Annotated in this window: 24 protein-coding genes and 2 tRNA genes; 15 read left to right on the top strand and 11 right to left on the bottom strand. The window is 70.2% G+C overall.

Annotated features, from left to right (window positions below):
- The first annotated feature begins 85 nt into the window (after positions 1-85).
- A tRNA-Gln gene (locus VJN29_RS08405) sits at positions 86-157 on the top strand.
- A 98-nt stretch (positions 158-255) separates the two neighbouring features.
- Positions 256-331: transfer RNA gene (locus VJN29_RS08400), tRNA-Glu, on the top strand.
- 57 nt (positions 332-388) lie between these two features.
- Here the strand turns inward: VJN29_RS08400 and VJN29_RS08395 are convergent.
- The 4 genes from VJN29_RS08395 to VJN29_RS08380 all read right to left on the bottom strand — a co-directional run bounded on the left by VJN29_RS08395 (position 389) and on the right by VJN29_RS08380 (position 4138).
- Positions 389-1030, bottom strand: a complete 642-nt coding sequence (locus VJN29_RS08395) for a MerR family transcriptional regulator (RefSeq protein ID WP_324143176.1) — start codon at positions 1028-1030, stop codon at positions 389-391.
- Between the two features lie 60 nt (positions 1031-1090).
- Positions 1091-2098, bottom strand: a complete 1008-nt coding sequence (gene fgd, locus VJN29_RS08390; RefSeq protein ID WP_324143175.1) for a glucose-6-phosphate dehydrogenase (coenzyme-F420) — start codon at positions 2096-2098, stop codon at positions 1091-1093.
- A gap of 145 nt (positions 2099-2243) precedes the next feature.
- Positions 2244-3194 carry a L,D-transpeptidase family protein gene (locus VJN29_RS08385; protein WP_324143174.1) on the bottom strand — a complete coding sequence of 317 codons (951 nt, stop codon included), beginning with the start codon at positions 3192-3194 and terminating at the stop codon, positions 2244-2246.
- 191 nt (positions 3195-3385) lie between these two features.
- Entirely contained in the window at positions 3386-4138 is a 753-nt protein-coding gene (locus VJN29_RS08380; protein ID WP_324143173.1) for an IclR family transcriptional regulator, read from the bottom strand.
- 141 nt (positions 4139-4279) lie between these two features.
- Between VJN29_RS08380 and leuC the strand changes: the two genes are divergently transcribed.
- The 3 genes from leuC to VJN29_RS08365 all read left to right on the top strand — a co-directional run bounded on the left by leuC (position 4280) and on the right by VJN29_RS08365 (position 7272).
- Positions 4280-5704: a 3-isopropylmalate dehydratase large subunit gene (gene leuC / locus VJN29_RS08375; RefSeq protein WP_324143172.1), complete on the top strand. Its 1425-nt coding sequence runs from the start codon at positions 4280-4282 to the stop codon at positions 5702-5704.
- A 2-nt stretch (positions 5705-5706) separates the two neighbouring features.
- Positions 5707-6312 (top strand): 3-isopropylmalate dehydratase small subunit, encoded by a 606-nt coding sequence (gene leuD, locus VJN29_RS08370; protein ID WP_324143171.1) that lies wholly within the window; start codon positions 5707-5709, stop codon positions 6310-6312.
- Between the two features lie 240 nt (positions 6313-6552).
- Positions 6553-7272, top strand: a complete 720-nt coding sequence (locus VJN29_RS08365; protein ID WP_324143170.1) for an HU family DNA-binding protein — start codon at positions 6553-6555, stop codon at positions 7270-7272.
- A gap of 62 nt (positions 7273-7334) precedes the next feature.
- Here the strand turns inward: VJN29_RS08365 and VJN29_RS08360 are convergent, their stop codons facing one another.
- Together VJN29_RS08360 and VJN29_RS08355 are read right to left on the bottom strand one after the other, a co-directional pair.
- Complete coding sequence (locus tag VJN29_RS08360; RefSeq protein WP_324143169.1) at positions 7335-7547, bottom strand: cold-shock protein; 213 nt, start codon at positions 7545-7547, stop codon at positions 7335-7337.
- Positions 7522-8274, bottom strand: a complete 753-nt coding sequence (locus VJN29_RS08355; RefSeq protein ID WP_324143168.1) for an NTP transferase domain-containing protein — start codon at positions 8272-8274, stop codon at positions 7522-7524. Before VJN29_RS08355 ends, VJN29_RS08360 begins: the two co-directional genes overlap by 26 nt.
- A 113-nt stretch (positions 8275-8387) precedes the next feature.
- Here VJN29_RS08355 and VJN29_RS08350 point away from each other — a divergent pair, with 113 nt between their 5' ends.
- Positions 8388-9182: a lysophospholipid acyltransferase family protein gene (locus VJN29_RS08350; RefSeq protein ID WP_324143167.1), complete on the top strand. Its 795-nt coding sequence runs from the start codon at positions 8388-8390 to the stop codon at positions 9180-9182.
- On the top strand, positions 9179-10177 hold the full coding sequence (locus tag VJN29_RS08345) for an NAD(P)H-dependent glycerol-3-phosphate dehydrogenase (protein WP_324143166.1): 999 nt from the start codon (positions 9179-9181) through the stop codon (positions 10175-10177). The genes VJN29_RS08350 and VJN29_RS08345 overlap by 4 nt, the downstream gene beginning before the upstream one ends.
- A 17-nt stretch (positions 10178-10194) precedes the next feature.
- Here the strand turns inward: VJN29_RS08345 and VJN29_RS08340 are convergent, their stop codons facing one another.
- Positions 10195-11286, bottom strand: coding sequence for a trans-sulfuration enzyme family protein (locus VJN29_RS08340; protein WP_324143165.1), 1092 nt, complete (start codon positions 11284-11286; stop codon positions 10195-10197).
- Positions 11287-11337: 51 nt separating this feature from the next.
- Between VJN29_RS08340 and VJN29_RS08335 the strand changes: the two genes are divergently transcribed.
- On the top strand, positions 11338-12525 hold the full coding sequence (locus VJN29_RS08335) for a D-alanine--D-alanine ligase family protein (protein ID WP_324143164.1): 1188 nt from the start codon (positions 11338-11340) through the stop codon (positions 12523-12525).
- Positions 12526-12548: 23 nt separating this feature from the next.
- Here VJN29_RS08335 and VJN29_RS08330 read toward each other — a convergent pair whose 3' ends face one another.
- Both VJN29_RS08330 and VJN29_RS08325 read right to left on the bottom strand, forming a co-directional pair.
- Entirely contained in the window at positions 12549-13001 is a 453-nt protein-coding gene (locus VJN29_RS08330; protein ID WP_324143163.1) for a DUF3515 family protein, read from the bottom strand.
- Positions 13002-13085: 84 nt separating this feature from the next.
- Entirely contained in the window at positions 13086-13319 is a 234-nt protein-coding gene (locus VJN29_RS08325) for an Lrp/AsnC ligand binding domain-containing protein (protein WP_317181962.1), read from the bottom strand.
- Between the two features lie 193 nt (positions 13320-13512).
- Here VJN29_RS08325 and thiL point away from each other — a divergent pair, with 193 nt between their 5' ends.
- On the top strand, positions 13513-14514 hold the full coding sequence (thiL, locus tag VJN29_RS08320; RefSeq protein ID WP_324143162.1) for a thiamine-phosphate kinase: 1002 nt from the start codon (positions 13513-13515) through the stop codon (positions 14512-14514).
- A gap of 29 nt (positions 14515-14543) precedes the next feature.
- Here the strand turns inward: thiL and rpmB are convergent, their stop codons facing one another.
- Together rpmB and VJN29_RS08310 are read right to left on the bottom strand one after the other, a co-directional pair.
- On the bottom strand, positions 14544-14732 hold the full coding sequence (rpmB, locus tag VJN29_RS08315) for a 50S ribosomal protein L28 (RefSeq protein ID WP_324143161.1): 189 nt from the start codon (positions 14730-14732) through the stop codon (positions 14544-14546).
- A 160-nt stretch (positions 14733-14892) separates the two neighbouring features.
- The gene (locus VJN29_RS08310) at positions 14893-15672 is read right to left on the bottom strand and encodes a fructosamine kinase family protein (RefSeq protein ID WP_324143160.1); all 780 of its coding nucleotides are present in this window, start codon (positions 15670-15672) and stop codon (positions 14893-14895) included.
- A gap of 111 nt (positions 15673-15783) precedes the next feature.
- Here VJN29_RS08310 and VJN29_RS08305 point away from each other — a divergent pair, with 111 nt between their 5' ends.
- From VJN29_RS08305 to rpmF, 6 genes are all read left to right on the top strand, one after another.
- Positions 15784-17595 (top strand): DAK2 domain-containing protein, encoded by a 1812-nt coding sequence (locus VJN29_RS08305; protein ID WP_324143159.1) that lies wholly within the window; start codon positions 15784-15786, stop codon positions 17593-17595.
- Between the two features lie 2 nt (positions 17596-17597).
- Positions 17598-19829, top strand: a complete 2232-nt coding sequence (locus VJN29_RS08300; protein WP_324143158.1) for an ATP-dependent DNA helicase RecG — start codon at positions 17598-17600, stop codon at positions 19827-19829.
- Position 19830: 1 nt separating this feature from the next.
- Entirely contained in the window at positions 19831-20412 is a 582-nt protein-coding gene (rsmD, locus tag VJN29_RS08295; RefSeq protein ID WP_324143157.1) for a 16S rRNA (guanine(966)-N(2))-methyltransferase RsmD, read from the top strand.
- Positions 20413-20421: 9 nt separating this feature from the next.
- Entirely contained in the window at positions 20422-20910 is a 489-nt protein-coding gene (coaD, locus tag VJN29_RS08290) for a pantetheine-phosphate adenylyltransferase (protein ID WP_324143156.1), read from the top strand.
- Between the two features lie 94 nt (positions 20911-21004).
- The gene (locus VJN29_RS08285; RefSeq protein WP_324143155.1) at positions 21005-21580 is read left to right on the top strand and encodes a YceD family protein; all 576 of its coding nucleotides are present in this window, start codon (positions 21005-21007) and stop codon (positions 21578-21580) included.
- Position 21581: 1 nt separating this feature from the next.
- Positions 21582-21776: a 50S ribosomal protein L32 gene (gene rpmF, locus VJN29_RS08280; RefSeq protein WP_324143154.1), complete on the top strand. Its 195-nt coding sequence runs from the start codon at positions 21582-21584 to the stop codon at positions 21774-21776.
- Positions 21777-21782: the final 6 nt, after the last annotated feature.

Genomic DNA, 21782 nt, shown 5'->3' with positions numbered 1-21782 from the left:
GGGGCGGCGGCGGTCGACCGGTAGTATTCCCTCTCGGTTCACCTCGCAGAAGGCCCCTCGGGCGCGCTCGGGCGTGATACCCCCTTGGGGTATGGTGTAATTGGCAACACTACGGATTCTGGTTCCGTCATTCTAGGTTCGAGTCCTGGTACCCCAGCTCTGGTTCAGCGGTCGTTCGGGCCGAGGAGCCGATTCGGAGAAATCGCACCGACACGGTAGGGTTCTCCGAGTGCCGAGTCGCTCGGCGCAGCTCGTGGCCCCGTTGTGTAGCGGCCTAGCACGCCGCCCTCTCAAGGCGGTAGCGCGGGTTCGAATCCCGTCGGGGCTACCACGTGACAAGGCCCGGATCCTGCGATCCGGGCCTTGTTCTGCGTCCGGCGTCGTCCTGCTACTGATGGTCCCGATCGTCGCCCGCGAACTTACCGGCGCTCACGTGCTCCTGGGCGAGGCGGCGAAGCCCGATGACGACGGGGTCGCTCAGGACGTTGCCGAGGATGACGTACCGCAGCGCCTCCGACGCCGACTCCAGACCGAGCTCGTCCCGCACGTCCTGGGCTGCCATGAGCAGCGCGGCTTGCGCGTACACGGCGAACGTCTCCTCCGAGATCTCGAGCCCGTCCCCCCGCGCGCGGTCAAGGGCTGCGCCGAGCTGGGCTCGCGCGACCGAGTCGTCCCCGACGTGCCAGCCGAGCCCGTCGATCACCTGATCAGAGAGCTGACGAGCGTGTGCGTCGGTGACCGTGCCGGCCGGACTCGTGCTGCGCAGCACGGCATGGGCGATCCCGAGCAGCCCATGCCGCGACGTCGGCGGGTCGGACAGGGCCTGGACGACCTCGCGGACGCGCTCTATCGACAGTCCCGCCACGTCGATGAGGGAGCGGACCAGGCGGACTCGCTCGACGTGTGACTCGCCGTAGTCCGCACGGGTCGCGCTGAGAGGCACGCCTGCAGGGACCAGCCCCTCGCGCAGGTAGTACTTGAGCGTGGCCACCGAGACTCCGGTGCGCTGGGAGAGCTCCGAGATCCGCACATGTCCTCCTCAATTGGATAGTAACGCTAACCAATGGGGAGGGTGGGTGAGTCGTCTGGATCAGCCGAGGTCGCGCAGTGCAGGAAGGACGTCGGCGACGAACTGGTCGAGAAAGCGTCCCTGGTCGTGTCCCGGGGCGTGCACGACGAGGTGGTCGAAGCCCCAGTCGACGTACTGCTTGATCTGGGCCACGGCGTCGTCGGGGTCGTGGGTGACGATCCAGCGCTTGGCGATGTGCTCGTCGGGAAGCTCGTCGGCGAGCCGCTCCATCTCGACCGGGTCGTCGACGCCGTGCTTCTGCTCCGCGGTCAGCGACAGTGGAGCCCAGAAGCGGCAGTTGGCCAGAGCCGCGTCGGCGTCGCGGTCGTAGGACAGCTTGATCTCGATCATCTTGTCGATGTCGTCGCGGGTGCGGCCCGACCTGGCGAGCCCATCGTCGACGGCGGGGAGCAGCTTGTCCTCGTAGAGCTCGCGCCCCTTGCCGGAAGTGCAGATGAACCCGTCGCCGGACCGACCGGCGTAGCGGGCGACCAATGGTCCGCCGGCGGCGATGTAGACGGGCACCGGCTGCTCGGGACGGTCGTAGACCGTCGCATCGCGGGTCGTGTAGTAGTCGCCCTCGAAGCTGACGCGCTCCTCCGTCCACAGCCGGCGGATCAGCGTGACCGCCTCTCGGAGCCGGGCGAACCGCTCCTTGAACTCCGGCCAGGGTGAGCCGGCGGCCCCCACGGCGACCTCGTTGAGCGCCTCGCCCGTCCCGATACCCAGCACGATGCGCCCGGGATTGAGGACCCCCAACGTGCCGAATGCCTGGGCCACGACAGCCGGGTTGTAGCGGAATGTCGGAGTCATGACCGAGGTGCCGAGGAGGATGCGCTCGGTCCGTTCTCCTGCGGCCGCGAGCCAGGACATCGCGAAGGGGGCATGGCCGTCGTTGTGCCGCCACGGCTGGAAGTGGTCCGAGATGAAGACCGAGTCGAGGCCGTCCTGCTCCGCCCGCACGGTGAAGTCGACGAGCTCACGTGGCCCGAACTGCTCCGCCGAAGCCTTCCATCCAACCTTGAGCATCAGACCTCCTCGTCGTGGCACCCCGGCGCCCAGTCGGAGGCCGACTGGGGGACCGCCCGCGGTCTCAACAGCCTACGACCAGCCCCCGGAACTCCCGGGAGCTGGTCGTGGACTGGACGACCGGCTGGTGGCGGGCCGTCGGTCGTCACCAGTGGACGACGACCTTCGTGCCGACCGGAGCGGTGTTGTAGAGCTGCTTCAGCATCGTCATGTCGCGGACGTTGACGCAGCCGTGCGACGAGCCGTTGTAGCCGTTGCGGGCGAAGTCACCCGAGTAGTGGATGGCCTGGCCGCCGCTGAAGAACATCGAGTACGGCATCGGCGTGAAGTAGAGGTTCGAGATGACGTCGACCTTCTTCCAGGTGATCGAGAAGACGCCCTCACGAGTGGGCTCGCTCTCCCTGCCGAACCGGACGTCCATCGAGTACTGCGCCTTGCCGTCGATGACCCAGGTGAGCGCTCGGGTGGACTTGCTGATGCAGATGACGCGGCCGGTCATGCACCGTTGGTCGACGTCCCAGCTCTGCGGCTTGGCCGGGTCCGGCTTGGCCGCGGCGGGCTTGACGTTGTTGAGCTCGTCCTGCGTCGGCCGCCGGGTCATCGAGATCAGTCGGTCATAGGTGCGCTGGTCCGCGACGCCGGTGACGGCGAACCCGCGCTTCGCCTGGAAGCCGCGGACTGACTCCGTCGTCCGGGGCCCGTAGCTGTCGCTGACGTCGCCCGAGAACCAGCCGATCTGCTTGAGCCTGGCCTGCATTGCCCGAACCTTCGGCCCGCTGTCGCCGGGACGGAGGACGATGACGACAGGCACCGGCTTGGGGCTGGGCTTGGCCGTACTCGTGGGCTTCGGCTTGGCTGGCTTCGCCGTCTTGGTCGGCTTGGGCGCGGCGGTCGTCGGGGCCGGCGTGGTGGTGGTCGGAGCAACGGTCGTCGGTGTGGCCGTACTCGTGGACGAAGTCCCCGTGGATGGCGTTGCAGCGGAACCGGATCCCGTCACGCCCCCGGGGCCGCAGGCCGCCGTGGTGAGAGCGAGAGCGCTCACGCCGATGATGGCGAGGGCGCGTCGGGCGGCTCCTCGGGTTCTGGTGTCAAGCATGGTGTCCCCAATCCGTGCAACGAGATGTCAGACAGCCAGACGCGATGACGTCGGGGAAGGTTGTCCCCCAGTTGGGTTCCCGCGCGATCGTGACCGTTCCGTTGCCAACCGCCATGACCACACTGTTGCAGTCCCAGACCTCCCCGGAAGGGCAAATGTGGGGGAGCAGACGGCCCGGCGTGTTGCGAGGATCAGGCGTTCTGCTGTTGCTGTTGCTGTTGCTGCATGGCGTGGTGGCGCCGGAGCACCTCGGTGAGCTTGTTCGCGCCCGCCACGACCGTCGCTGCGTGCAGCCGTCCCGGCTGCCGGGACAGCCGCTCGATGGGGCCCGAGATGGAGACGGCGGCGACGACCCGGCCGGACGGTCCGCGCACGGGTGCCGAGACCGAGGCGACGCCGGGCTCGCGCTCGGCCACACTCTGCGCCCAACCACGCCTGCGGACGCCGGAGAGCGCGGTGGCGGTGAACGCCGCGCCCTGCAGCCCGCGGTGCAGCCGGTCTGGCTCCTCCCAGGCGAGCAGGACCTGGGCAGCCGAGCCGGCGAGCATCGACAGGGTCGCGCCCACGGGGATCGAGTCCCGCAGGCCCACCGGACGCTCCGCCGCCGCGACGCAGATCCGCATGTCACCCTGGCGACGGAACAGCTGCGCACTCTCGTTGGTGTGGTCGCGCAGCGCGCCGAGGACGGGACCAGCGGCCGCCAGCAGACGGTCCTCGCCGGCGGCTGAGGCGAGCTCACCGAGTCGTGGACCGAGGACGAAGCGGCCCTGCATGTCGCGGGAGACAAGACGGTGGTGCTCGAGTGCGACGGCGAGACGGTGCGCGGTCGGGCGGGCCAGACCGGTGGCGCCGACAAGCTGTGCGAGTGTGGCCGGACCGGCCTCGAGGGCGCCGAGCACCGTGGCCGCCTTGTCGAGAACGCCGACTCCACTAGAGTTGTCCATGACCTGATATTGACGTCTCAGGCACTGAGACGTCAATTCAGCGCCTCATCAATGGGGACAGGCTTGACCTGAGGACGTCGCGGCGGACGGCTGGCCGCGCGCCCGTGTGGTTCCTGGCGACATCTTGGGTGGAGGAGAGCAATGAGCGGGACGCTGGCCGAGAAGGTGTGGGAGGCGCACGTCGTGCGACGTGCGGAGGGGGAGCCGGACCTGCTCTACATCGATCTCCACCTCCTGCACGAGGTGACCAGCCCCCAGGCCTTCGACGGTCTGCGACTCGCCGGACGCCCGGTCCGGCGCCCGGACCTGACCCTGGCGACGGAGGACCACAACGTCCCGACCACGCCCGGCCCCATCACCGACCCGGTCTCGAAGGTGCAGGTGGACACGCTGCGCCGCAACTGTGCGGAGTTCGGGATCCGGCTGTACCCGATGGGCGATGTCGAGCAGGGCATCGTCCACGTCGTTGGCCCCCAGCTCGGCCTGACCCAGCCGGGCATGACCGTGGTGTGCGGCGACAGCCACACGTCGACGCACGGCGCGTTCGGCGCGCTCGCGTTCGGGATCGGCACCTCGGAGGTGGAGCACGTCCTGGCGACCCAGACGCTGCCGCTGAAGCCATTCCGCACCATGGCCGTCAACGTCCGTGGCGAGCTCGGCGAGGGCGTGACCGCCAAGGACATCGTGCTGGCCGTCATCGCCAAGATCGGCACCGGTGGGGGGCAGGGTTATGTCCTCGAGTACCGGGGGGAGGCGATCGAGGCCCTGTCCATGGAGGCCCGGATGACGGTGTGCAACATGTCGATCGAGGCCGGCGCCCGTGCGGGCATGATCGCCCCGGACGAGACGACCTTCGCCTACCTCAAGGGCCGGCCGCACGCCCCGAGCGGAACCGACTGGGACACCGCCGTAGCGGAGTGGTGCGCCCTGCGCAGCGATGACGACGCGGTCTTCGACGCGGAGGTGGAGCTCGATGCCTCCGAGCTGACTCCTTTCGTCACGTGGGGCACCAACCCCGGCCAGGGCCTGCCGCTCGGAGAGTCGGTGCCCGATCCCGAGTCCTTCGCCGACGAGTCCGACCGGCTGGCGGCGCAGAACGCCCTCGCCTACATGGGCCTCGAGCCCGGCACTCCGCTGCGTGACATCAGGGTGGACACGGTTTTCGTCGGGTCCTGCACCAACGGTCGGATCGAGGACCTGCGCGCGGCTGCGGCGGTCGTCAAGGGTCGCAAGGTCGCCGACGGCGTCCGCATGCTCGTCGTCCCGGGTTCCGCCCGCGTCCGCCTCCAGGCGGAGGCCGAGGGCCTGGACGCCGTCTTCACCGCCGCCGGGGCCGAGTGGCGCCTGCCCGGCTGCTCGATGTGTCTCGGCATGAACCCGGACACCCTCGCACCCGGCGAGCGGAGCGCCTCGACGTCGAACCGCAACTTCGAGGGGCGACAGGGCAAGGGTGGGCGCACCCACCTCGTCAGCCCGCTCGTTGCTGCCGCGACCGCCGTCCGCGGCAGACTGTCGAGCCCTGCCGACCTGACGGCCGCTCCGCCACTCGTCGCCCAGGAGGTCTGATCATGGAGCAGTTCAAGACCCACACCGGAGTCGGCGTGCCGCTGCGGCGCGGCAACGTCGACACCGACCAGATCATCCCGGCGGAGTACCTCAAGCGTGTGACGCGCACCGGATTCGAGGACGGCCTCTTCGCCGCGTGGCGCAAGGACGGGGCCTTCGTCCTCAACAACCCCGTCTACGCCAACGGATCGGTCCTCGTGGCCGGCCCGGACTTCGGGACGGGGTCGAGCCGCGAGCACGCCGTCTGGGCCCTGATGGACTACGGCTTCCGGGTGGTCATCAGCTCGCGTTTCGCGGACATCTTCCGGGGCAACAGCGGCAAGCAGGGCCTGCTCACGGCAGTCGTCTCCCAGGACGACGTCGAGCTGCTGTGGAAGTACCTCGAGAACCACCCCGGGGCCGAGATCACGGCCGACCTCGTTGCGCGGACGGTGACAGCGGGCGAGATCGTGGCGCCGTTCGACATCGACGACTACACGAGGTGGCGCCTCCTCGAAGGGCTCGACGACATCGGCCTCACCATGCGCCACGCGGACGAGGTGTCGCGCTTCGAGAGCTCACGCCCCTCGCACAAGCCTGTGACGATCCCGCTGGACAGCTCAACCTGACCCGCAGCCAAGCGGATTCCCTTGGGACGCACCCTGATTCATCCCGGTAGGCTGCTGCTCGGATGTGTTGGGCCCCGATTGAGCCGCATGCTGCGGCCTGCCAAAGTCATTGCGACACAACGGGAAAGTGGCGCCAGATGATGGACCTCGCCCTCCGTCGGGCCTACCGTCATTTGTAACCGGACTCGATCCGGACGCGCGTCGGGTCGCGGGACACCGACAGTCCTCTGGAGGGAACACGTGAACAAGGCAGAACTGATCGGCGCCCTGGAGGCCAAGCTTGGCAGCCGCAGGGTCGCCTCGGACGCCCTCGAGGCCGTTTTCGACACCATCATCCGAGAGGTCGCCAGGGGCGGGAAGGTTGGCATCACCGGGTTCGGGACGTTCGAGCGGGCGGATCGCGCTGCGCGAACCGGACGCAACCCCAAGACCGGTCAAACGGTGAAGATCAAGAAGACGCGGATCCCCAAGTTCAGGGCGGGCACGAACTTCAAGGAGATCGTCTCCGGGCAGAAGAAGCTGTCGAAGACTGCGTCCGCGGCGGCCCGGGCCTCAGCGGGCACGGCCACGGCCGTGGCAGGCACGACGAAGACGGCTGCCGCCAAGAAGGCGACTCCGGCCAAGGCTGCAGCGAAGAAGTCCACGGCGAAGAAGTCCACGCCGGCGAAAAAGTCCACGCCGGCGAAGACGGCGACCAAGCGCGCCACGGCGGCCAAGTCCACCACCGCGAAGACGGCAACCAGATCCGCCTCCAATGCCGCCTCGAAGACCGCGTCGAAGACCGCGTCGAAGAAGACGGCCACCAAGTCAGCTGCCAAGTCGACTGCTGCGAAGACGGCGACCAAGTCAGCCGCGAGGCCGGCCACGAAGGCGGCACCGGCCAAGCGGGCAGCAGCAAGGAAGACCGCTACCAAGAAGACGACGGCCAAGCGCTCGGCGGCTCGGAAGTCGGCCGGTTGACGGACTCGTCCCGGGGGTCCGAGGAACTCGTCGGACCCTTGGGACGTCGACCTCCTCGGCCGTCAGACGGCGCCGTCGACGGGCTCGATCCCCTGGATCCGCATCGCCACAATCCGGTCGTCGACGACCTCGATGGTGAGTCGCTGCCCCAGTCTGAGCAGGCGCAGCCCGCTCGTGGCGAAGGCTGACCCGTCGAACGGTAGGAGCACGCCGTCGTCACGCACCATGCTGCCCGTCAGCGAGATGGGGTCAAAGGCGTGGACCGTGGCCTGCATGCGCCCATCCAAGCAGATCGAGGTCGGCCAGAGCGGCCGTGGTGGATGGTCCGGCGCCGAGCTCCAGCACCCTGACGAGGGAACGCACGTCGTCGACGTCCGTCCGCAGCCGCGGCAGCTCGAGATCCAGGCGGACGGCGCCGTCGACGGCGTGGAGCGCGGCACTTCGCGGACCGAAGCGCGGGGTGAAGTGTCCGGGCTGGCCGGAGCTGGCCCTCAGCACGGTCCCTGACCCGTCGGCGTCCGGAACGAACGACTGCCCGTGCGTTCCCGCCACCCGGAGCGCGTGCTCGAGGTCCGCCGGCGCGAGGGCCGGCAGGTCACCGAGCAGCGCGGCGACGTTGCCACCCGGTGGGGTTCGCGCCAGCCCCAGGGCGACGGCCGCGTTGAGGCCCCCACCGACGTCCCGCACGGTGGTCACGCCGTGGTCGCGGAACTCCGTGGCAATGACCTCGTCAGTCGTGACGAGCACGACCCGCTCGGCGCCCACCGTGAGGCATGCGGCTCGCAGGGTGTCGCGCGCCAATGCCCTGCCAATGGTCTCCCGGTCGGGGCCGCGGTCGGGGCCGCGGGCGGACTCGGCGCCGCCACCGAACCGTACTCCGAGCTCGACTTCCTCCAGTGCGCGCGCCAGCCGGGACTTGCCGACAGCGGCGTCCTTGACCGGTATGACGAGATGCCAATCCGGGAGGCCGGTAGTCGGGATGTCGCTGGCTGGCTCGCTCATGCTGCCGCGAATTCTTCCACTCGCGGCCCGATCGCTCGACACTGCGCCGAGAGGTGGACAAGATGAAGGCCAGCGCCCCGGCCCCGGGACGCCCCACGAGGAGGTCCCGACGAGTGAGAGGTGCGCGCGCCACGCGGCTGCCCCTGGCCTACCGGTTGGCAGCAATCCTGCTGCGACCACTGCTTCTGGGCCTGACGAAACGGGACTGGCGGGGGGTCGAGAACCTCCCGGCGACAGGCGGATGCGTCGTGTCACCGAACCACATCTCCTACATCGACCCGCTCATCTTCGCCCACTTCATGTACGACAACAGGCGCGAGGCGTACTTCCTGGCCAAGGAGAGCCTCTTCACGATCCCGGTCGTGGGCTGGGTGATTCGCAGGTCGGGGCAGATCCCGGTGTATCGCAACTCGCTGGCGGCCGCCGAGGCCTACCGCTCTGCGGTGGCCGCCGTGCAGGAGGGCAAGGCGGTCGCGATCTTTCCGGAGGGCACCATCACCCGTGACCCGGACCTGTGGCCGATGCGCGGCAAGACCGGCGCGGCTCGCGTCGCGCTCGAGACCAGGTGCCCGCTCATCCCCGTGGCGCAGTGGGGACCCCAGGAGATCCTGTCTCCCTACGGACGCAGGCCGAAGTTCTTCCCTCGCAAGACGATGCAGCTGCGGGCAGGTCCTCCCGTCGACCTGTCGGACCTCTACGGCAAGCCGATCGACACGAGGACGCTGCGCGAGGCCACGGACCGTCTCATGGACCGCATCACCGGGCTGCTCGAGGAGATCCGCGGAGAGCAGCACGTCCATGGTCGCTTCGACCCGCGCCAGCACGGCGTGCCCGAGATCGGTGACCCGGTGAAGCACCACGAGATCGGCCGTCCGACGCCCGGCGCGACGGAGGGGGAGGGCGCGTGACTCACGTCGCGGTCATGGGCGCCGGCAGCTGGGGCACCGCATTCGCGTCCCTTCTCGCAGAGGCGGGCTGCACCGTCACGATGTGGGCACGACGCCAGGACGTCGTCGACCAGATCAACTCGGGCCAGAACCGCGACTACCTGCCCGACCTGACGCTCCCCGACACGATCCGGGCAACGTTCGACCCAGAGGCTGCGTGCAGAGGCGCCGAGATCGTCGTACTGGCCGTTCCGTCACAGACCCTCCGGGCCAACCTCACCGAATGGGGTGACGCCCTCCCGGCCGGGGCAGACGTGGTCTCGCTCATGAAGGGCGTCGAGCTCGGCACGACGATGCGGATGAGCGAGGTCATCGAGCAGGTGGCGGGGATCGCGAGGGAGCGCATCGTCGTCGTCTCCGGTCCCAACCTCGCCAAGGAGATCGCGCTGCGTGAGCCGGCAGCGAGCACGGTGGCGTGCATCGACCCAGCGGCCGCCGAGCGCGTCGCGGCCGCGTGCGCCTCCCAGGTCTTCCGTCCCTACACGACCCATGAGGTCGTCGGCACCGAGATCTGCGGTGCGACGAAGAACGTCGTCGGACTCGCCGTCGGCATGGCCGAGGGAATGGGCTTCGGGGACAACACCAAGGCGACCATGATCACCCGCGGGCTCGCCGAGACGACGCGCCTCGGCCTGGCGCTCGGTGCGGAGCCCCAGACCTTCCTGGGGCTCGCCGGCGTCGGCGACCTGATCGCCACCTGCATGTCACCGCTCTCGCGCAACCACTCCTTCGGCGTCAAGCTCGGACGTGGTCTGACCATGGAGCAGGCGACGGCCGAGCTGAAGCAGACCACCGAGGGCGTCAAGTCGTGCGAGTCCATCCTCAGCCTGGCCCAGCAGCACCACGTCGACATGCCGATCGTCGAGCAGGTCGTGGCAGTGGTCCGTGACGGCCAGCCCGTCCGGGAGATCGGGCCCAAGCTGATGTCCCGCGACCTCAAGTCCGAACACCACTAGGGCCGTATGCCACTGGTTCAGAGCGCGGCGCGCAGCGCCTGGTCCAGGTCCGTCCAGAGGTCGTCGACGTGCTCGATCCCGACGGAGAGCCGGATGAGGTTGGGCGGCACGGTCTCCGGCTCGGAGGGCTGCCGACGCCGCCTCTCGAGCTGTGACTCGACGCCGCCGAGACTGGTCGAGTGCACCCACACTCGCGTTGCGGCGCAGACCCGCTCGGCCGCGTGGACGTCGCCGGCGATGTCGACGGAGAGCATCGCGCCGCTGCCGGGGTAGCGGACCCGCTCGGCGGCCGGGTGGCCTTGCAGGCGAGTGGCGAGCTCTGCCGCGTTGGCGCTGGCCCGCTCGTAGCGCAGCGCGAGGGTGCGCAGTCCGCGCAGGCCGAGGTAGACCTCCAGCGGCCCGGCGATCGCGCCGTGCAGCGTTCGGTGCCGCCGGAGGCGCTCGCCGATCTCGGCGCCGGCGGCGTCGTCCGTCACGACCGTGACGCCGAGGAGGACGTCGCTGTGGCCGGCGATGTACTTCGTGGCGGAATGGACGACGACATCGGCGCCGAGGGTCAGCGGACGGCAACCCAGCGGAGTGGGCAGCGTGTTGTCGACGACGCTGACGACCCCCCGCGCCCGGGCTGCGTCGAGCACGGTGCGAACGTCCATGACGTCCATCAGCGGGTTCGTGGGCGACTCGATCCACACGAGGTCAGCGCCGTCCAGGTCCGCGACGAGTCCGTCCGTGTCGGTCGCGTGTCGGCGGCGGACCGTGCCGCCGGCCTGCTCGAGCGCCTCGAGAAGCTGCACGGTGCCGTTGTAGGTCGTGTCCGGGGCCACGACGGTGCCGCCCGCAGGCACGAGCGACAGGGCAGCCGAGATGGCACCCATTCCGGACGCGTGCACGAGCGCACGGCCGCCCTCCAGACCGCCCAGGGCCTCCTCGAAGGCGTCCCACGTCGGGTTGCCGGCACGGGCGTAGTTGACGGAGCCGTCGGCCACGTACGTGGAGGAGAGGACGACGGGTGGGTTCACGGGGGCACCCGGCTCGGGGAGCGGCCGGCCGGCGGAGACGAGGAAGGTGTCGAGGTGGAGGTCTGGGTGCCGGTCGGGAGTCGCGCTCACCCGCGTCAGCCTAGGGGCCGCTCGGTCCGGCGCGTATAGAGTGCTCGTCTGATGACCAGCGATGAGCAGCACGTGCAGGCAAGCGAGCCGGACCGGCCGGCGGGCGGTGGCGCATCCGCGAACGGGCACCGCGCGCGCCGTCCCCGGGTCGCGATCGTCTTCGGGGGCCGGTCATCCGAGCATGCGGTGTCGTGTGCCACCGCTGCTGGCGTGATGCGGGCGATCGACCGCGACAAGTACGACATCGTCCCGATCGGGGTGTCGAGGGACGGCCAGTGGGTCCTTGCTGCCGACGACCCGGCCCGGTTCGAGCTGACGGCTGGGCGCACGCCCGAGGTGCTGCCCGACGAGGCCCACGTCGTGCTGCCCCTGTCGACGCGGCAGACCGCGCTGACCGTGCTCGAGGCAGGCCAGCCGCCCACGGAGCTCGGGACCGTCGACGTCGTCCTGCCCCTGCTGCACGGCCCGTTCGGCGAGGACGGCACGCTCCAGGGGTTCCTCGAGCTCTCCGACATCCGCTACGTCGGCTCGGGGGTGTTCGCCTCGGCAGCGGGCATGGACAAGCACTACATGAAGGTCGTGTTCGCCGGTCACGGGCTGCCCATCGGGCGCTATGCCGTCATCACCGACCGGGCGTGGCGTGGCGACCGCGCGGCGGCCCTCGATGCCTGTGCCGGCCTCGGCTACCCGCTCTTCGTCAAGCCCGCGAGGGCCGGGTCCTCCATGGGGATCTCGAAGGTCGAGGACCCGGCAGACCTCGAGGCGGCCATCGAGGCCGCCCGGGCGCATGACCCCAAGGTCGTCGTGGAGGCTGCCGTCACGGGGCGGGAGATCGAGTGTGCCGTCCTCGAAGGACATGGACTCGACGGTCCGCGCACCTCCCAGGTGGGAGAGGTCGCCGTCCACGCGAACCACGCCTTCTACGACTACGAGGCCAAGTACCTCGCCGAGGCCGACGTCGACCTCAGCTGCCCGGCCGACGTCCCGGCTCACGTGTCCGATGAGGTGCGGCGCCTGGCAGCGGCGGCGTTCGAGGCGTTGGGCTGCGAGGGCCTGGCCCGGGTGGACTGCTTCTACACGGACGACGGGCGGGTCCTCGTCAACGAGATCAACACGATGCCCGGGTTCACGCCACACTCGATGTATCCGCGCATGTGGGCGGCTTCGGGCCTGACCTACACCGCGCTCATCGACGAGCTCGTCTCCCTCGCGCTCGAGCGTCGCACCGGTTTGCGCTGAGCCCGCGGGGCGACGGGGATCGTTCAGCTGCAGTGCCGCCCCGTCTCCGGCAGCGACCGGGCTGCCCCGCCGAACGCCGGCAGGAGGAGGGGCACGGCGCCGTGCTCCTGCGGCACGAGCACCTCGATCGCCGGCTCCCGACCGAACGTGATGGCGGCAGTCCCATCGGTCAGCTGACGCACGACCCAGTCCACGCCGTCGACGACGACGCAGGAGTTCGTCGTCGGAGCAGGTGAGGGGAGCCCACAGCGCGCGATGACCGGGGGATCGCCCCACGCGGACACCGAGGGGTGCTGGGGCGTCGTGCCGACCGACTCGAGGCCGCTGACGGCCCGGGGCCAGGACAGGGAGGAACAGGCGGGTTCGTCGGCGAGTGGGGCCAGCTCGACCTCGGGCGCCCGGGCGCAGGCAGTGGTCAGCAGGAGGGCCGCGCAGACAGCGGCGCACGCCGACAGGCGCCGAAGACCCAACGTCACGGTGCCGCGGCCCAGGGCGTCCTGGCGGCCGCCCTGGAGGTCATGACGCGATGGCCTCGGTGTCTGCTCGGGAGTCGGCGTGGTTCAGACGTGGACCACGGTGCAGGTCAGGGTCCGCGTGATGCCCGGCACGTCCTGCAGCTTGGCGATCACGAGCCGGCCGAGGTCATCGACGTTCGCGGCCTCGACACGAGCGATGACGTCATACGGACCCGTCACGTCCTCCGCCAGGGTCACACCGGTGATACCGGCGATCGCCTCTGCAACCGTCGCAGCCTTGCCGACTTCGGTCTGGATCAGGATGTAGGCCTGGACCACGTGTCACCTCACTGTTTGACGACTTGCGTACTGCCTCCGGCGGGGGAACCGGCTCCCGTGTCACCCCAGCAGTGACGCCTGGACTCGGCGTCGATGTGCCAAGGGACGTGCCCTGACGCTACCGTGCCATGGGACCTTCCGTCCCATGGAAACTCGGGCACCCAGCGCCCAGTGCGACGAAGAGGTGTGATTCGTGTCAAGCCGCCCGGGTCCGACGCTGACTGGGGGCACGCCGTTGCGCGGCCTGGACGAGGAGCAGGTCCTCGCCCGGATCTTCCCGCTCTTTCGACCCTCCCCCGATCTCATCGTCGCGCCGGGCGACGATGCCGCGGTGCTGGCCACCGAGGACCGGACCATCGTCACGACGGACACCGTCGTCCTCGGCCGCGACTGGCTCGATGCATGGTCATCCGGATCGGACGTCGGTCACAAGGTCGTCGCCCAGAACCTTGCCGATGTCGCGGCCATGGGCGGACGGCCAACGGGCGTGCTCATCACCCTCGTCACCGACCCGATGGTCTCCGTGGACTGGGTCGTCGACTTGGCGCGCGGCGTCGCCGAGGCGTGCGACAGAGCCGGTGTCGTCGTGTTGGGCGGTGACCTGTCCTCGGCCCCTGCCGGAGTGGTCATGGTGTCCGTCACGGCGCTCGGCGACCTGGCGGGAGCCCCAGTGCTGCGCTCCGGTGCCCGAGACGGGGACCGCCTGGCCGTGTGCGGGTCGCTCGGCCTCGCCGCAGCAGGACTGCACCTCTTGCAGCAGGACCGGGCCCAGCAGCATACGACTGCTGTTGCCACGCAGCGGCGGCCCACCCCGCCACTCGAGGCCGGCCCCCAGGCGGCGGCGGCAGGAGCGAGCGCGATGCTCGACGTCTCGGACGGACTGCTGCGCGATGGTGGCCGGATCGCCCGTGCCAGCGGTGTCGTCCTCGACCTCGATCCCGACGCGTTGGCGGTTGACGTCGCTGGGGTGGCCGGAGCCGTCGGCGAGGAAGCGGCGTGGGACTGCGTCCTTGCCGGCGGAGAGGAGCACTCGTTGCTGGCCACCTTCCCGAGCGAGGTTCCGGACGGGTGGCGCGTCATCGGCTCGGTGCGTGCGCCGCGGGGCGACGAGGTCCCGGGAGTCCACGTCGAGGGGCATCGTCCGAGCCACACCGGCTGGGACCACTTCAGCAATGGCGAAGGCCGGCGTCCCTGAGGGAGCCGGCCTTGCGCGAGGGGGTCAGGTCAGCGAGCGACCTTGCCCGCCTTGAGGCATGAGGTGCAGACGTTGATCCGCTTCGGCGTCACACCGTCCACCAGCGTCCGAACGCGCTGGATGTTGGGGTTCCAGCGGCGCTTGGTGCGGCGGTGCGAGTGCGAGATGTTGTGACCGAAGCTCGGTCCCTTGCCGCAGACGTCGCAGTTGGCAGCCACGGGTATCTCCTGAATGTCGGGGTGGACGGAAGTGCTGGCGCTCCCAGTCGGGCCGCCTCGGGCACTCGACACACCCGCGGGGCGTACCTCACCCGCTGAGCGCGAAGGGAACCGTCCAAGAGTAGCCGACCGGGGGCTACCTGAACAAAACGGCGAGGTGTCACGCAACCGCGCGGGCTGCCGCCACGAGGCCGGCGGCGTAACCCGGCCCATGGGAGGCGGTGTGGGTCGCGAGGGGATGGAGCTGGTGCAGGGGGATCAGACGCCTCCATCGCGCGGGAAGACCGGATGCGTCGGCGTACGCGGTGAGCACCTGCTCGAGGTAGGGGCAGCCGAACAGGTCGAGCATGGCCAGGTCGGTCAGGCCGTGCCCACCGTGTGCCGCCGGGTCGATGAGGACCGCGCCCTCCACGGTGAACACGACGTTGCCCGCCCACAGGTCGCCGTGGATCCGCTCGGGGGGACGGTCGTCGTCGTAGGCACCCGCGGAGACGCGATCGCAGACGGCGTCGACCACGCGGGCATCGGACGCGGCGAGGTGACCCGCGTCCACCGCCTTGCGGACGAACGGACGAACCCGTTGCTCGGCGAAGTAGCGACCCCACGAACGTTCGGGGTTGTTGGTCTGCGGCTGCCTGCCGATCCAGGCGTCCCCGCGCCAGCCTGACGGCGGCTCGCCGAAGGCGGCGGCGCCCGTGGAGTGGGTGATCGCCAGTGAGCGGCCGAGGTCCGTCGCTGCGGCCGCCGTGGGCGGTGCCGGGAACAGGCGCCGCAGGTCGATGTGGTGCGATCCCACGTCGAGCACCTCCACGACGCGGGCGCCACCATGCGGCTCCGCCTCGGCCAGCCACCGCAGACCGGCGGCCTCGGCCGGGAAGTATCCGTCGGGTGCATCCGCTCGGGTCTTCCGGTGCACGCTTCCGTCCTGTCGGGTGGACACGACGGCAACGGTAGACGGCTCGCGCCGCAGTCCGTCGTAGGGACGCAGTAGCCTGCCGGACATCACCTCGGGTGCACTGGAACTCGGGTGGCTGGATGCGGAAGGAGCCGGATGGCACGCGGGACGCGCAGCCCGGTGGGAGCGCTCGAGGTCCTCGACGTCAATGCCGTGCGCCGCTGGGCCGTGCTGATCCGCTCGGTCTTCGCCGCGCGCCGTGCGGAGATCGATGCCCTCAATGTCTTCCCGGTCCCGGATGGCGACACGGGGACCAACCTCTACCTGACCTTCGACGGTGCCATCGAGCGCATGCTGGCCGAGGCCGCCGACCAGCCGTTGGACAGTGTCGCGGACCTGCTCAAGGACTTCGCGGGCCACCTGCTCTGGACCGCCCGGGGCAACTCGGGCGTCATCCTCAGCCAGATCGTCCGCGGGCTCGCCGAAGGCGTCCGCGGCAGCACCGTGATGGACGCCGGCGACCTTGCCGCCGGCCTGGCCAAGGCCGACGAGCGGGCATGGCAGGGGGTGACCGATCCCAAGGAGGGCACGATGCTGTCGGTGTCGCGGGCGGCCGCCCTGGTGTCCGCGGAAGCCCGCGGCCTCGGCTTCCATGCCGCGACCGTCCACATCCTCGAGGCCGCCCAGGAGGCTCTGGCCCGGACACCGGAACAGCTCCCGGTCCTCGCCCGTGCGGGTGTCGTCGACGCCGGTGGAGCCGGACTGGTCCTCGTCCTGGAGTGCCTCGAGCGGCTCGCCGCCGGGGATGACGGCCGAGTCGTCCTCGGGTTGTCCTCGTCCGACCGACGCGGCCGGCTCCACCCCGAGGCGGGAGCCCTCCTCGTGACCCGGCCGCTCGACGCGGACGTCGTCCCGCTGGGGGAGCCGACGGGCCCGGAGTACGAGGTGATGTACCTGCTCTCCGTCGAGGAGGAGGACCGCATTGCCGGGTTGCGCGCGCGCCTGGTGGAGCTGGGCGACTCGGTGCTCGTCGTCGGTGGCGAGGGCGAGTGGAACGTCCACGCCCACGTGGACGACCCGGGCGCGGCCGTCGAGGCCGGCGTCGAGGCCGGCCGCCCGCACCGGATCCGCATCACCCGGCTCGTCACCGACGATGGGTTGGCCGGCGCTGCCCATGCCGCTGCCCATGACGCCGGCCATGCCGCCGGCCACGATGCTGGCCACGATGCTGGCCCCGTTGCTGCCCACGATGCTGCCCAGGATGCTGCCCATCGCCAAGGTCGCGAGCGGGAGCCGAGGCTGAGCGGGGTCGTCGCGTGTGCGGCCGGCGACGGGCTGGCGTCCATCTTCACCAGGATCGGTGCCGTCGTCATCTCCTCCGGGCCGGGCCACCGAGCGTCGACCGGACAGTTCATCGAGGCCATTCGCCAGCAGCACGCGACCGGTGTCCGGGGCGTCATCGTGCTTCCCAACGATGCGGACACCGAGCTCGCGGCCGCGGCGGCGGCCCGCGCCGTCGCCGACGAGGGCATCGAGGCCCTCGTCGTGCGGGCCCGGACCGCCGTCCAGGGTGTGGCGGCCGTGGCGGTGTTCGAGCCGGATGCTTGGCCGACCTCCAACCTCGTCGCAATGCAGTCCGCCGCAGCGGGGACCCGTCACGGGGCCGTCACGATCGCGAACCGGGTCGGCCTGACCAGCGGCGGACCATGCCAGCCCGGAGACGTCCTCGGCGTCGTTGACGGCGACATCGTCATCGTCGGCTCCGACCAGCTCGTCGTCGCTCGGGAGGTGGTCAACCGGCTCCTGTCGAGCGGTGGCGAGCTGGTCACGCTGGTCCTCGGCGAGTCGGCGCCGCAGGGGCTCGTTGGCGCAATCGAGGCGGCCGCCCGCAAGCAGCACCGCGGGGTCGAGGTGACCGTGCTCGACGGGGGCCAGCCGGTCTACACCGCGCTCATCGGAGTCGAGTGACCATGGTCCTGCTCACCGAGGACTCGCCCGTGACAAAGCTGGTCAAGAAGGGCGATGCCGAGGCCCTGGCCAAGAACAAGGGTGTCGAAACCGTGGGCGACCTGCTCGAGCTGGTGCCGCGACGGTACGTGCTGCCCAACGAGCTCACGGACCTGTCACGGCTCCGGGTGGGCGACAACGTGCTGATCGTGGCCGAGGTCGCCCAGGCCACGACCCGGCCGATGCGGAGCCGTCGCGGCAAGATGCTCAATGTCGTGCTCGCGGACGGCGCGGGCAACCAGCTGGCCGTCACGTTCTTCAACGCCTACGGTCATGTCGGCAAGCTGCAGGCCGGCGCGCGCGGATTCTTCATCGGCCAGATCGGCTCCTACGGCAGGAGCCTCCAGCTGACCCACCCCGACTACGAGCTCATCGGCGCGAACGACTCGGACGGGCAGGTGGAGTCCTATCTCACCCACTGGGTGCCGGTGTACTCGACGACGGGCAAGCTGAACGAGTTCCGGATGCGCAGGGTCATGCACCAGGCGCTCGACCAGGTGGAACGCCTGCGCGAGCCAGTGCCGGAGGAGATCCGCGAGAGCCGGGGCCTCCTCGGTCGACGGGAGGCTCTCGAGCTGGTGCATCGGCCCCCTCTGTCGCAGAGCGCAAGGCCGGGGCTCCACCGGCTCAAGTACGACGAGGCCTTCGTGCTCCAGACGATCCTGGCCCAGCGCCGAAAGGACGCAGAGGCCATCATGGGAACGCCTCGACGGTCCCGACCCGGCGGCCTGCTGGCGGCGTTCGACGCTCGCCTGCCGTTCGAGCTGACCAAGGGTCAACGTGAGGTCGGCACGCTCCTCGAGGAGGAGCTCGCGCGGGAGCGGCCCATGCACCGGCTCCTCCAGGGCGAGGTCGGCTCGGGCAAGACCATCGTCGCCCTGCGCGCCATGCTCGCAGCCATCGACTCGGGGGGCCAAGCGGCGCTCCTGGCGCCCACGGAGGTCCTCGCCGCCCAGCATCACCGGTCGATCACCGGCATGCTCGGTGAACTGGCGATGGGCGGGATGCTCGGCGGGAGCGAGTTCGGCACCAAGGTTGGCCTGCTCACCGGAAGCCAGAGCACCTCCGCCCGGCGGGCGGCACTGCTGGACGCCGCCTCGGGAGAAGCAGGCATCGTCGTGGGCACGCACGCCCTGATCCAGAGGCACGTCCAGTTCGCCGATCTGGCCCTGGTCGTCGTCGACGAGCAGCACCGCTTCGGTGTCGAGCAGCGAGACGCCCTCAGAGAGAAGGGAGCCCGGCCGCCACACGTGCTGGTCATGACCGCCACCCCGATCCCACGCACGGTCGCGATGACGGTTTTCGGGGACATGGAGACCGCGACCCTCCGGGAGCTGCCCAAGGGCCGGTCGCCGATCACGACTCACCGCGTCGATGCGACGAAGCCCGGCTGGGTCGACCGGACCTGGCAACGAGTCGCGGAGGAGGTGGCCAAGGGGCACCAGGCGTATGTCGTGTGCCCGCGCATCGGCGACCCCGACCCCGGTTCCGTGCTGTCGTCCGACACGTCTGACGAGGACGCCGACGAGTGGGAGCCCGAGGATCCGGATGGCGGCGAGGGCGGCCCTGCGAAGGAGGAGCTCACCGGGGTCTACACGATGTGGCACCAGCTGACCCGAAACCCCACGCTCGCCGGTACGCGAATTGGGGTGCTGCACGGCAGGCTCGACCCGGAGACGAAGGAGGACACCATGCGTGCCTTCGGTGCCGGGCAGATCGACATCCTCGTTGCGACCACCGTCATCGAGGTCGGGGTCGACGTGCCCAACGCGTCGGTCATGGTCGTCGTCGACGCCGAGCGCTTCGGCATCTCCCAGCTGCACCAGCTGCGCGGCAGGGTGGGCAGGGGCTCGGCGCCCGGCCTCTGCCTGCTCATGACCAAGGACCCGGGCGAGCGAGCGGGGCAACGCCTCGACACCGTCGCGGGCACGACGGACGGCTTCGAGCTCGCCCGCGCGGATCTCTTCTTCCGCCGGGAGGGGGACGTCCTCGGCGCCCGCCAGAGCGGGCGGGTCAACTCGGTGCGCCACCTGCGGCTGAGCCGTCGCGAGGACGAGCAGATCATCGCGGAGGCCAGGGAGGACGCATTCGCTCTCGTCGACACGGATCCCGACCTGCGGCAGCATCCGGAGCTCGCCGCCGCGGTCGCCACCCGCCTCGACGAGGAGCAGGCCGTCTGGCTGGAGCGGGGTTGACATGACGAGGATCATCAGCGGCTCGGCAGGCGGCCGCGCGCTGCGCACCCCGCCGGGCTCGATGACGCGCCCGACGTCGGACCGGGTCCGTGAAGCGCTCTTCAGCCGGCTCGAGCACCACGGCCTGCTGGCCGACACGCACGTCCTGGATCTCTACGCGGGCTCTGGAGCCCTGGGACTCGAGGCGGCGAGCCGGGGGGCGTCGCGGGTCCTCCTGGTGGAGTCGGACCGGAAGGCCGCCAAGGTCATCGCGCGCAACATCGACACGGTCGGCGCGGCTGGAGCCCGAGTCGTCACCGACACGGTCGAGCGCGTCCTCCGGGCCGGCCCACCCGAGGGCATGAGGATGGACCTCGTCTTCGTCGACCCGCCCTACGACATCAGTGAAGAGGCCCTGACGGACGTGCTCGCCGCTCTCGTGGACCACGGATGGCTCGCCCCGGAGGCATTCATCGTGGTGGAGCGGTCGACGAGGTCGCCCCAGCCGTCGTGGCCCGGGGGGCTCGAGCTCTCCGGAGAGAAGCGCTACGGCGAGACGACCGTCTGGTTCGCGGAGCCACCCACCTCCGGCGGGGTCGCGTAGGTTGGCCCCGTGACGAGCGAACCCCGCCGCTGTGTGTGCCCCGGCTCCTACGATCCCGTGACGAACGGGCACGTCGACATCATCGAGCGGGCCGCCGGGCTCTTCGACGAGGTGGTCGTCGCGGTGCTGCACAACCTGGCCAAGCAGGGCACCTTCAGCGTCGACGAGCGGCTCGAGCTGCTCAAGCAGTCGCTGGCCCACGTGGACAACGTCCGCATCGCCGCGTGGGGCAACCGGCTCGTCGTGGACGTGTGTCGCGAGGTCGGGGCGCGGTCCATGGTCAAGGGGCTGCGTGGAGGCACCGACTTCGCGTACGAGCTCCCGATGGCGCACATGAACCGCCACCTCACCGGGGTCGAGACGCTCTTCCTCTCGTCCGCGCCGGACCTGCAGCACGTGTCCAGCTCGCTGATCAAGGAGGTCGTCCGGTATGGCGGTGACGTATCAGGGCTCGTCCCGGACGTCGTGCTCACGGCGCTCGAGGAGCGAATGCGCTGATTTGGGAGCCGCCGACCCACTCCGGTAGCCTTGGACGTCGGTCCACGTCTGCCTTGACGCGGGCCGAACCCACACCTACCGCTGTGCAGGAGTCATGGACCGTCCCGATCCCCGTTCGCCCCTGGTGCTCGACACCCGGAAGCTGGGCAGGCGACCCGGGACGATGCAGCAGCTCCAGCGCTCGGTGGTGCTCCCCGAGGACCTCGGCACCGAGGTCATCGCGATCAAGGCCGGTTCGCCGGTGGAGATCGACGTGCGGCTCGAGTCGGTCGTCGAGGGAGTGCTGGTCACGGGTTCGGTCTCCGGCTCGGCGACCGGTGCCTGCGTGCGGTGCCTGGATCCCGTCGAGCTCGACGTCGACGCGCGATTCCAGGAGCTGTTCGCCTACACCGATCGGGCAGCTCACCACCACGAGGTGGCGGGCGACTCCGACGAGGACGAGGTGTACGAGCTGGTGGACGACTTCGTCGACCTCGAGACCGTGCTGCGGGACGCGGTGGTGCCGACGCTGCCGTTCCAACCCGTGTGCCGGGACGACTGCCCGGGACTGTGCGCCCAGTGCGGTTTTCACCTCGCCGAGGACCCGGACCACCATCATGAAGTGATCGACCCCCGATGGTCGGCCCTGAGCGGACTGCTGCAGGACGACCCGCAAGAGAAGAGGAACTGACGTGGCTGTCCCGAAGCGGAAGATGTCGCGGTCCAACACCCGTTCGCGCCGCGCGAACTGGAAGGCTGCGCCGACCACCCTGACCACGTGCCCCCAGTGCGGTGCGGCGGCCCAGCCGCACATTGCCTGCCCGTCCTGCGGCACCTACAAGGGCCGTTACTACGCCGCTGCCGAGCGCACCGAGCACCAGGCCTGATCTGGT

The organism is Intrasporangium sp. (assembly GCF_035280925.1).
Taxonomy (GTDB): Bacteria; Actinomycetota; Actinomycetes; order Actinomycetales; family Dermatophilaceae; genus Intrasporangium.
This window is presented reverse-complemented; position numbering and strand designations above follow the sequence as displayed.

What these genes read in the sequence shown, in the direction of transcription:
- fgd (WP_324143175.1), bottom strand. Translation starts at nt 2,098, where the DNA reads ATGCTCAAGGTTGGATGGAAGGCTTCGGCGGAGCAGTTCGGGCCACGT.
- VJN29_RS08385 (WP_324143174.1), bottom strand. Translation starts at nt 3,194, where the DNA reads ATGCTTGACACCAGAACCCGAGGAGCCGCCCGACGCGCCCTCGCCATC.
- VJN29_RS08380 (WP_324143173.1), bottom strand. Translation starts at nt 4,138, where the DNA reads ATGGACAACTCTAGTGGAGTCGGCGTTCTCGACAAGGCGGCCACGGTG.
- leuC (WP_324143172.1), top strand. Translation starts at nt 4,280, where the DNA reads ATGAGCGGGACGCTGGCCGAGAAGGTGTGGGAGGCGCACGTCGTGCGA.
- leuD (WP_324143171.1), top strand. Translation starts at nt 5,707, where the DNA reads ATGGAGCAGTTCAAGACCCACACCGGAGTCGGCGTGCCGCTGCGGCGC.
- VJN29_RS08360 (WP_324143169.1), bottom strand. Translation starts at nt 7,547, where the DNA reads ATGCAGGCCACGGTCCACGCCTTTGACCCCATCTCGCTGACGGGCAGC.
- VJN29_RS08355 (WP_324143168.1), bottom strand. Translation starts at nt 8,274, where the DNA reads ATGAGCGAGCCAGCCAGCGACATCCCGACTACCGGCCTCCCGGATTGG.
- VJN29_RS08335 (WP_324143164.1), top strand. Translation starts at nt 11,338, where the DNA reads ATGACCAGCGATGAGCAGCACGTGCAGGCAAGCGAGCCGGACCGGCCG.
- VJN29_RS08305 (WP_324143159.1), top strand. Translation starts at nt 15,784, where the DNA reads ATGGCACGCGGGACGCGCAGCCCGGTGGGAGCGCTCGAGGTCCTCGAC.
- VJN29_RS08300 (WP_324143158.1), top strand. Translation starts at nt 17,598, where the DNA reads ATGGTCCTGCTCACCGAGGACTCGCCCGTGACAAAGCTGGTCAAGAAG.
- rsmD (WP_324143157.1), top strand. Translation starts at nt 19,831, where the DNA reads ATGACGAGGATCATCAGCGGCTCGGCAGGCGGCCGCGCGCTGCGCACC.
- VJN29_RS08285 (WP_324143155.1), top strand. Translation starts at nt 21,005, where the DNA reads ATGGACCGTCCCGATCCCCGTTCGCCCCTGGTGCTCGACACCCGGAAG.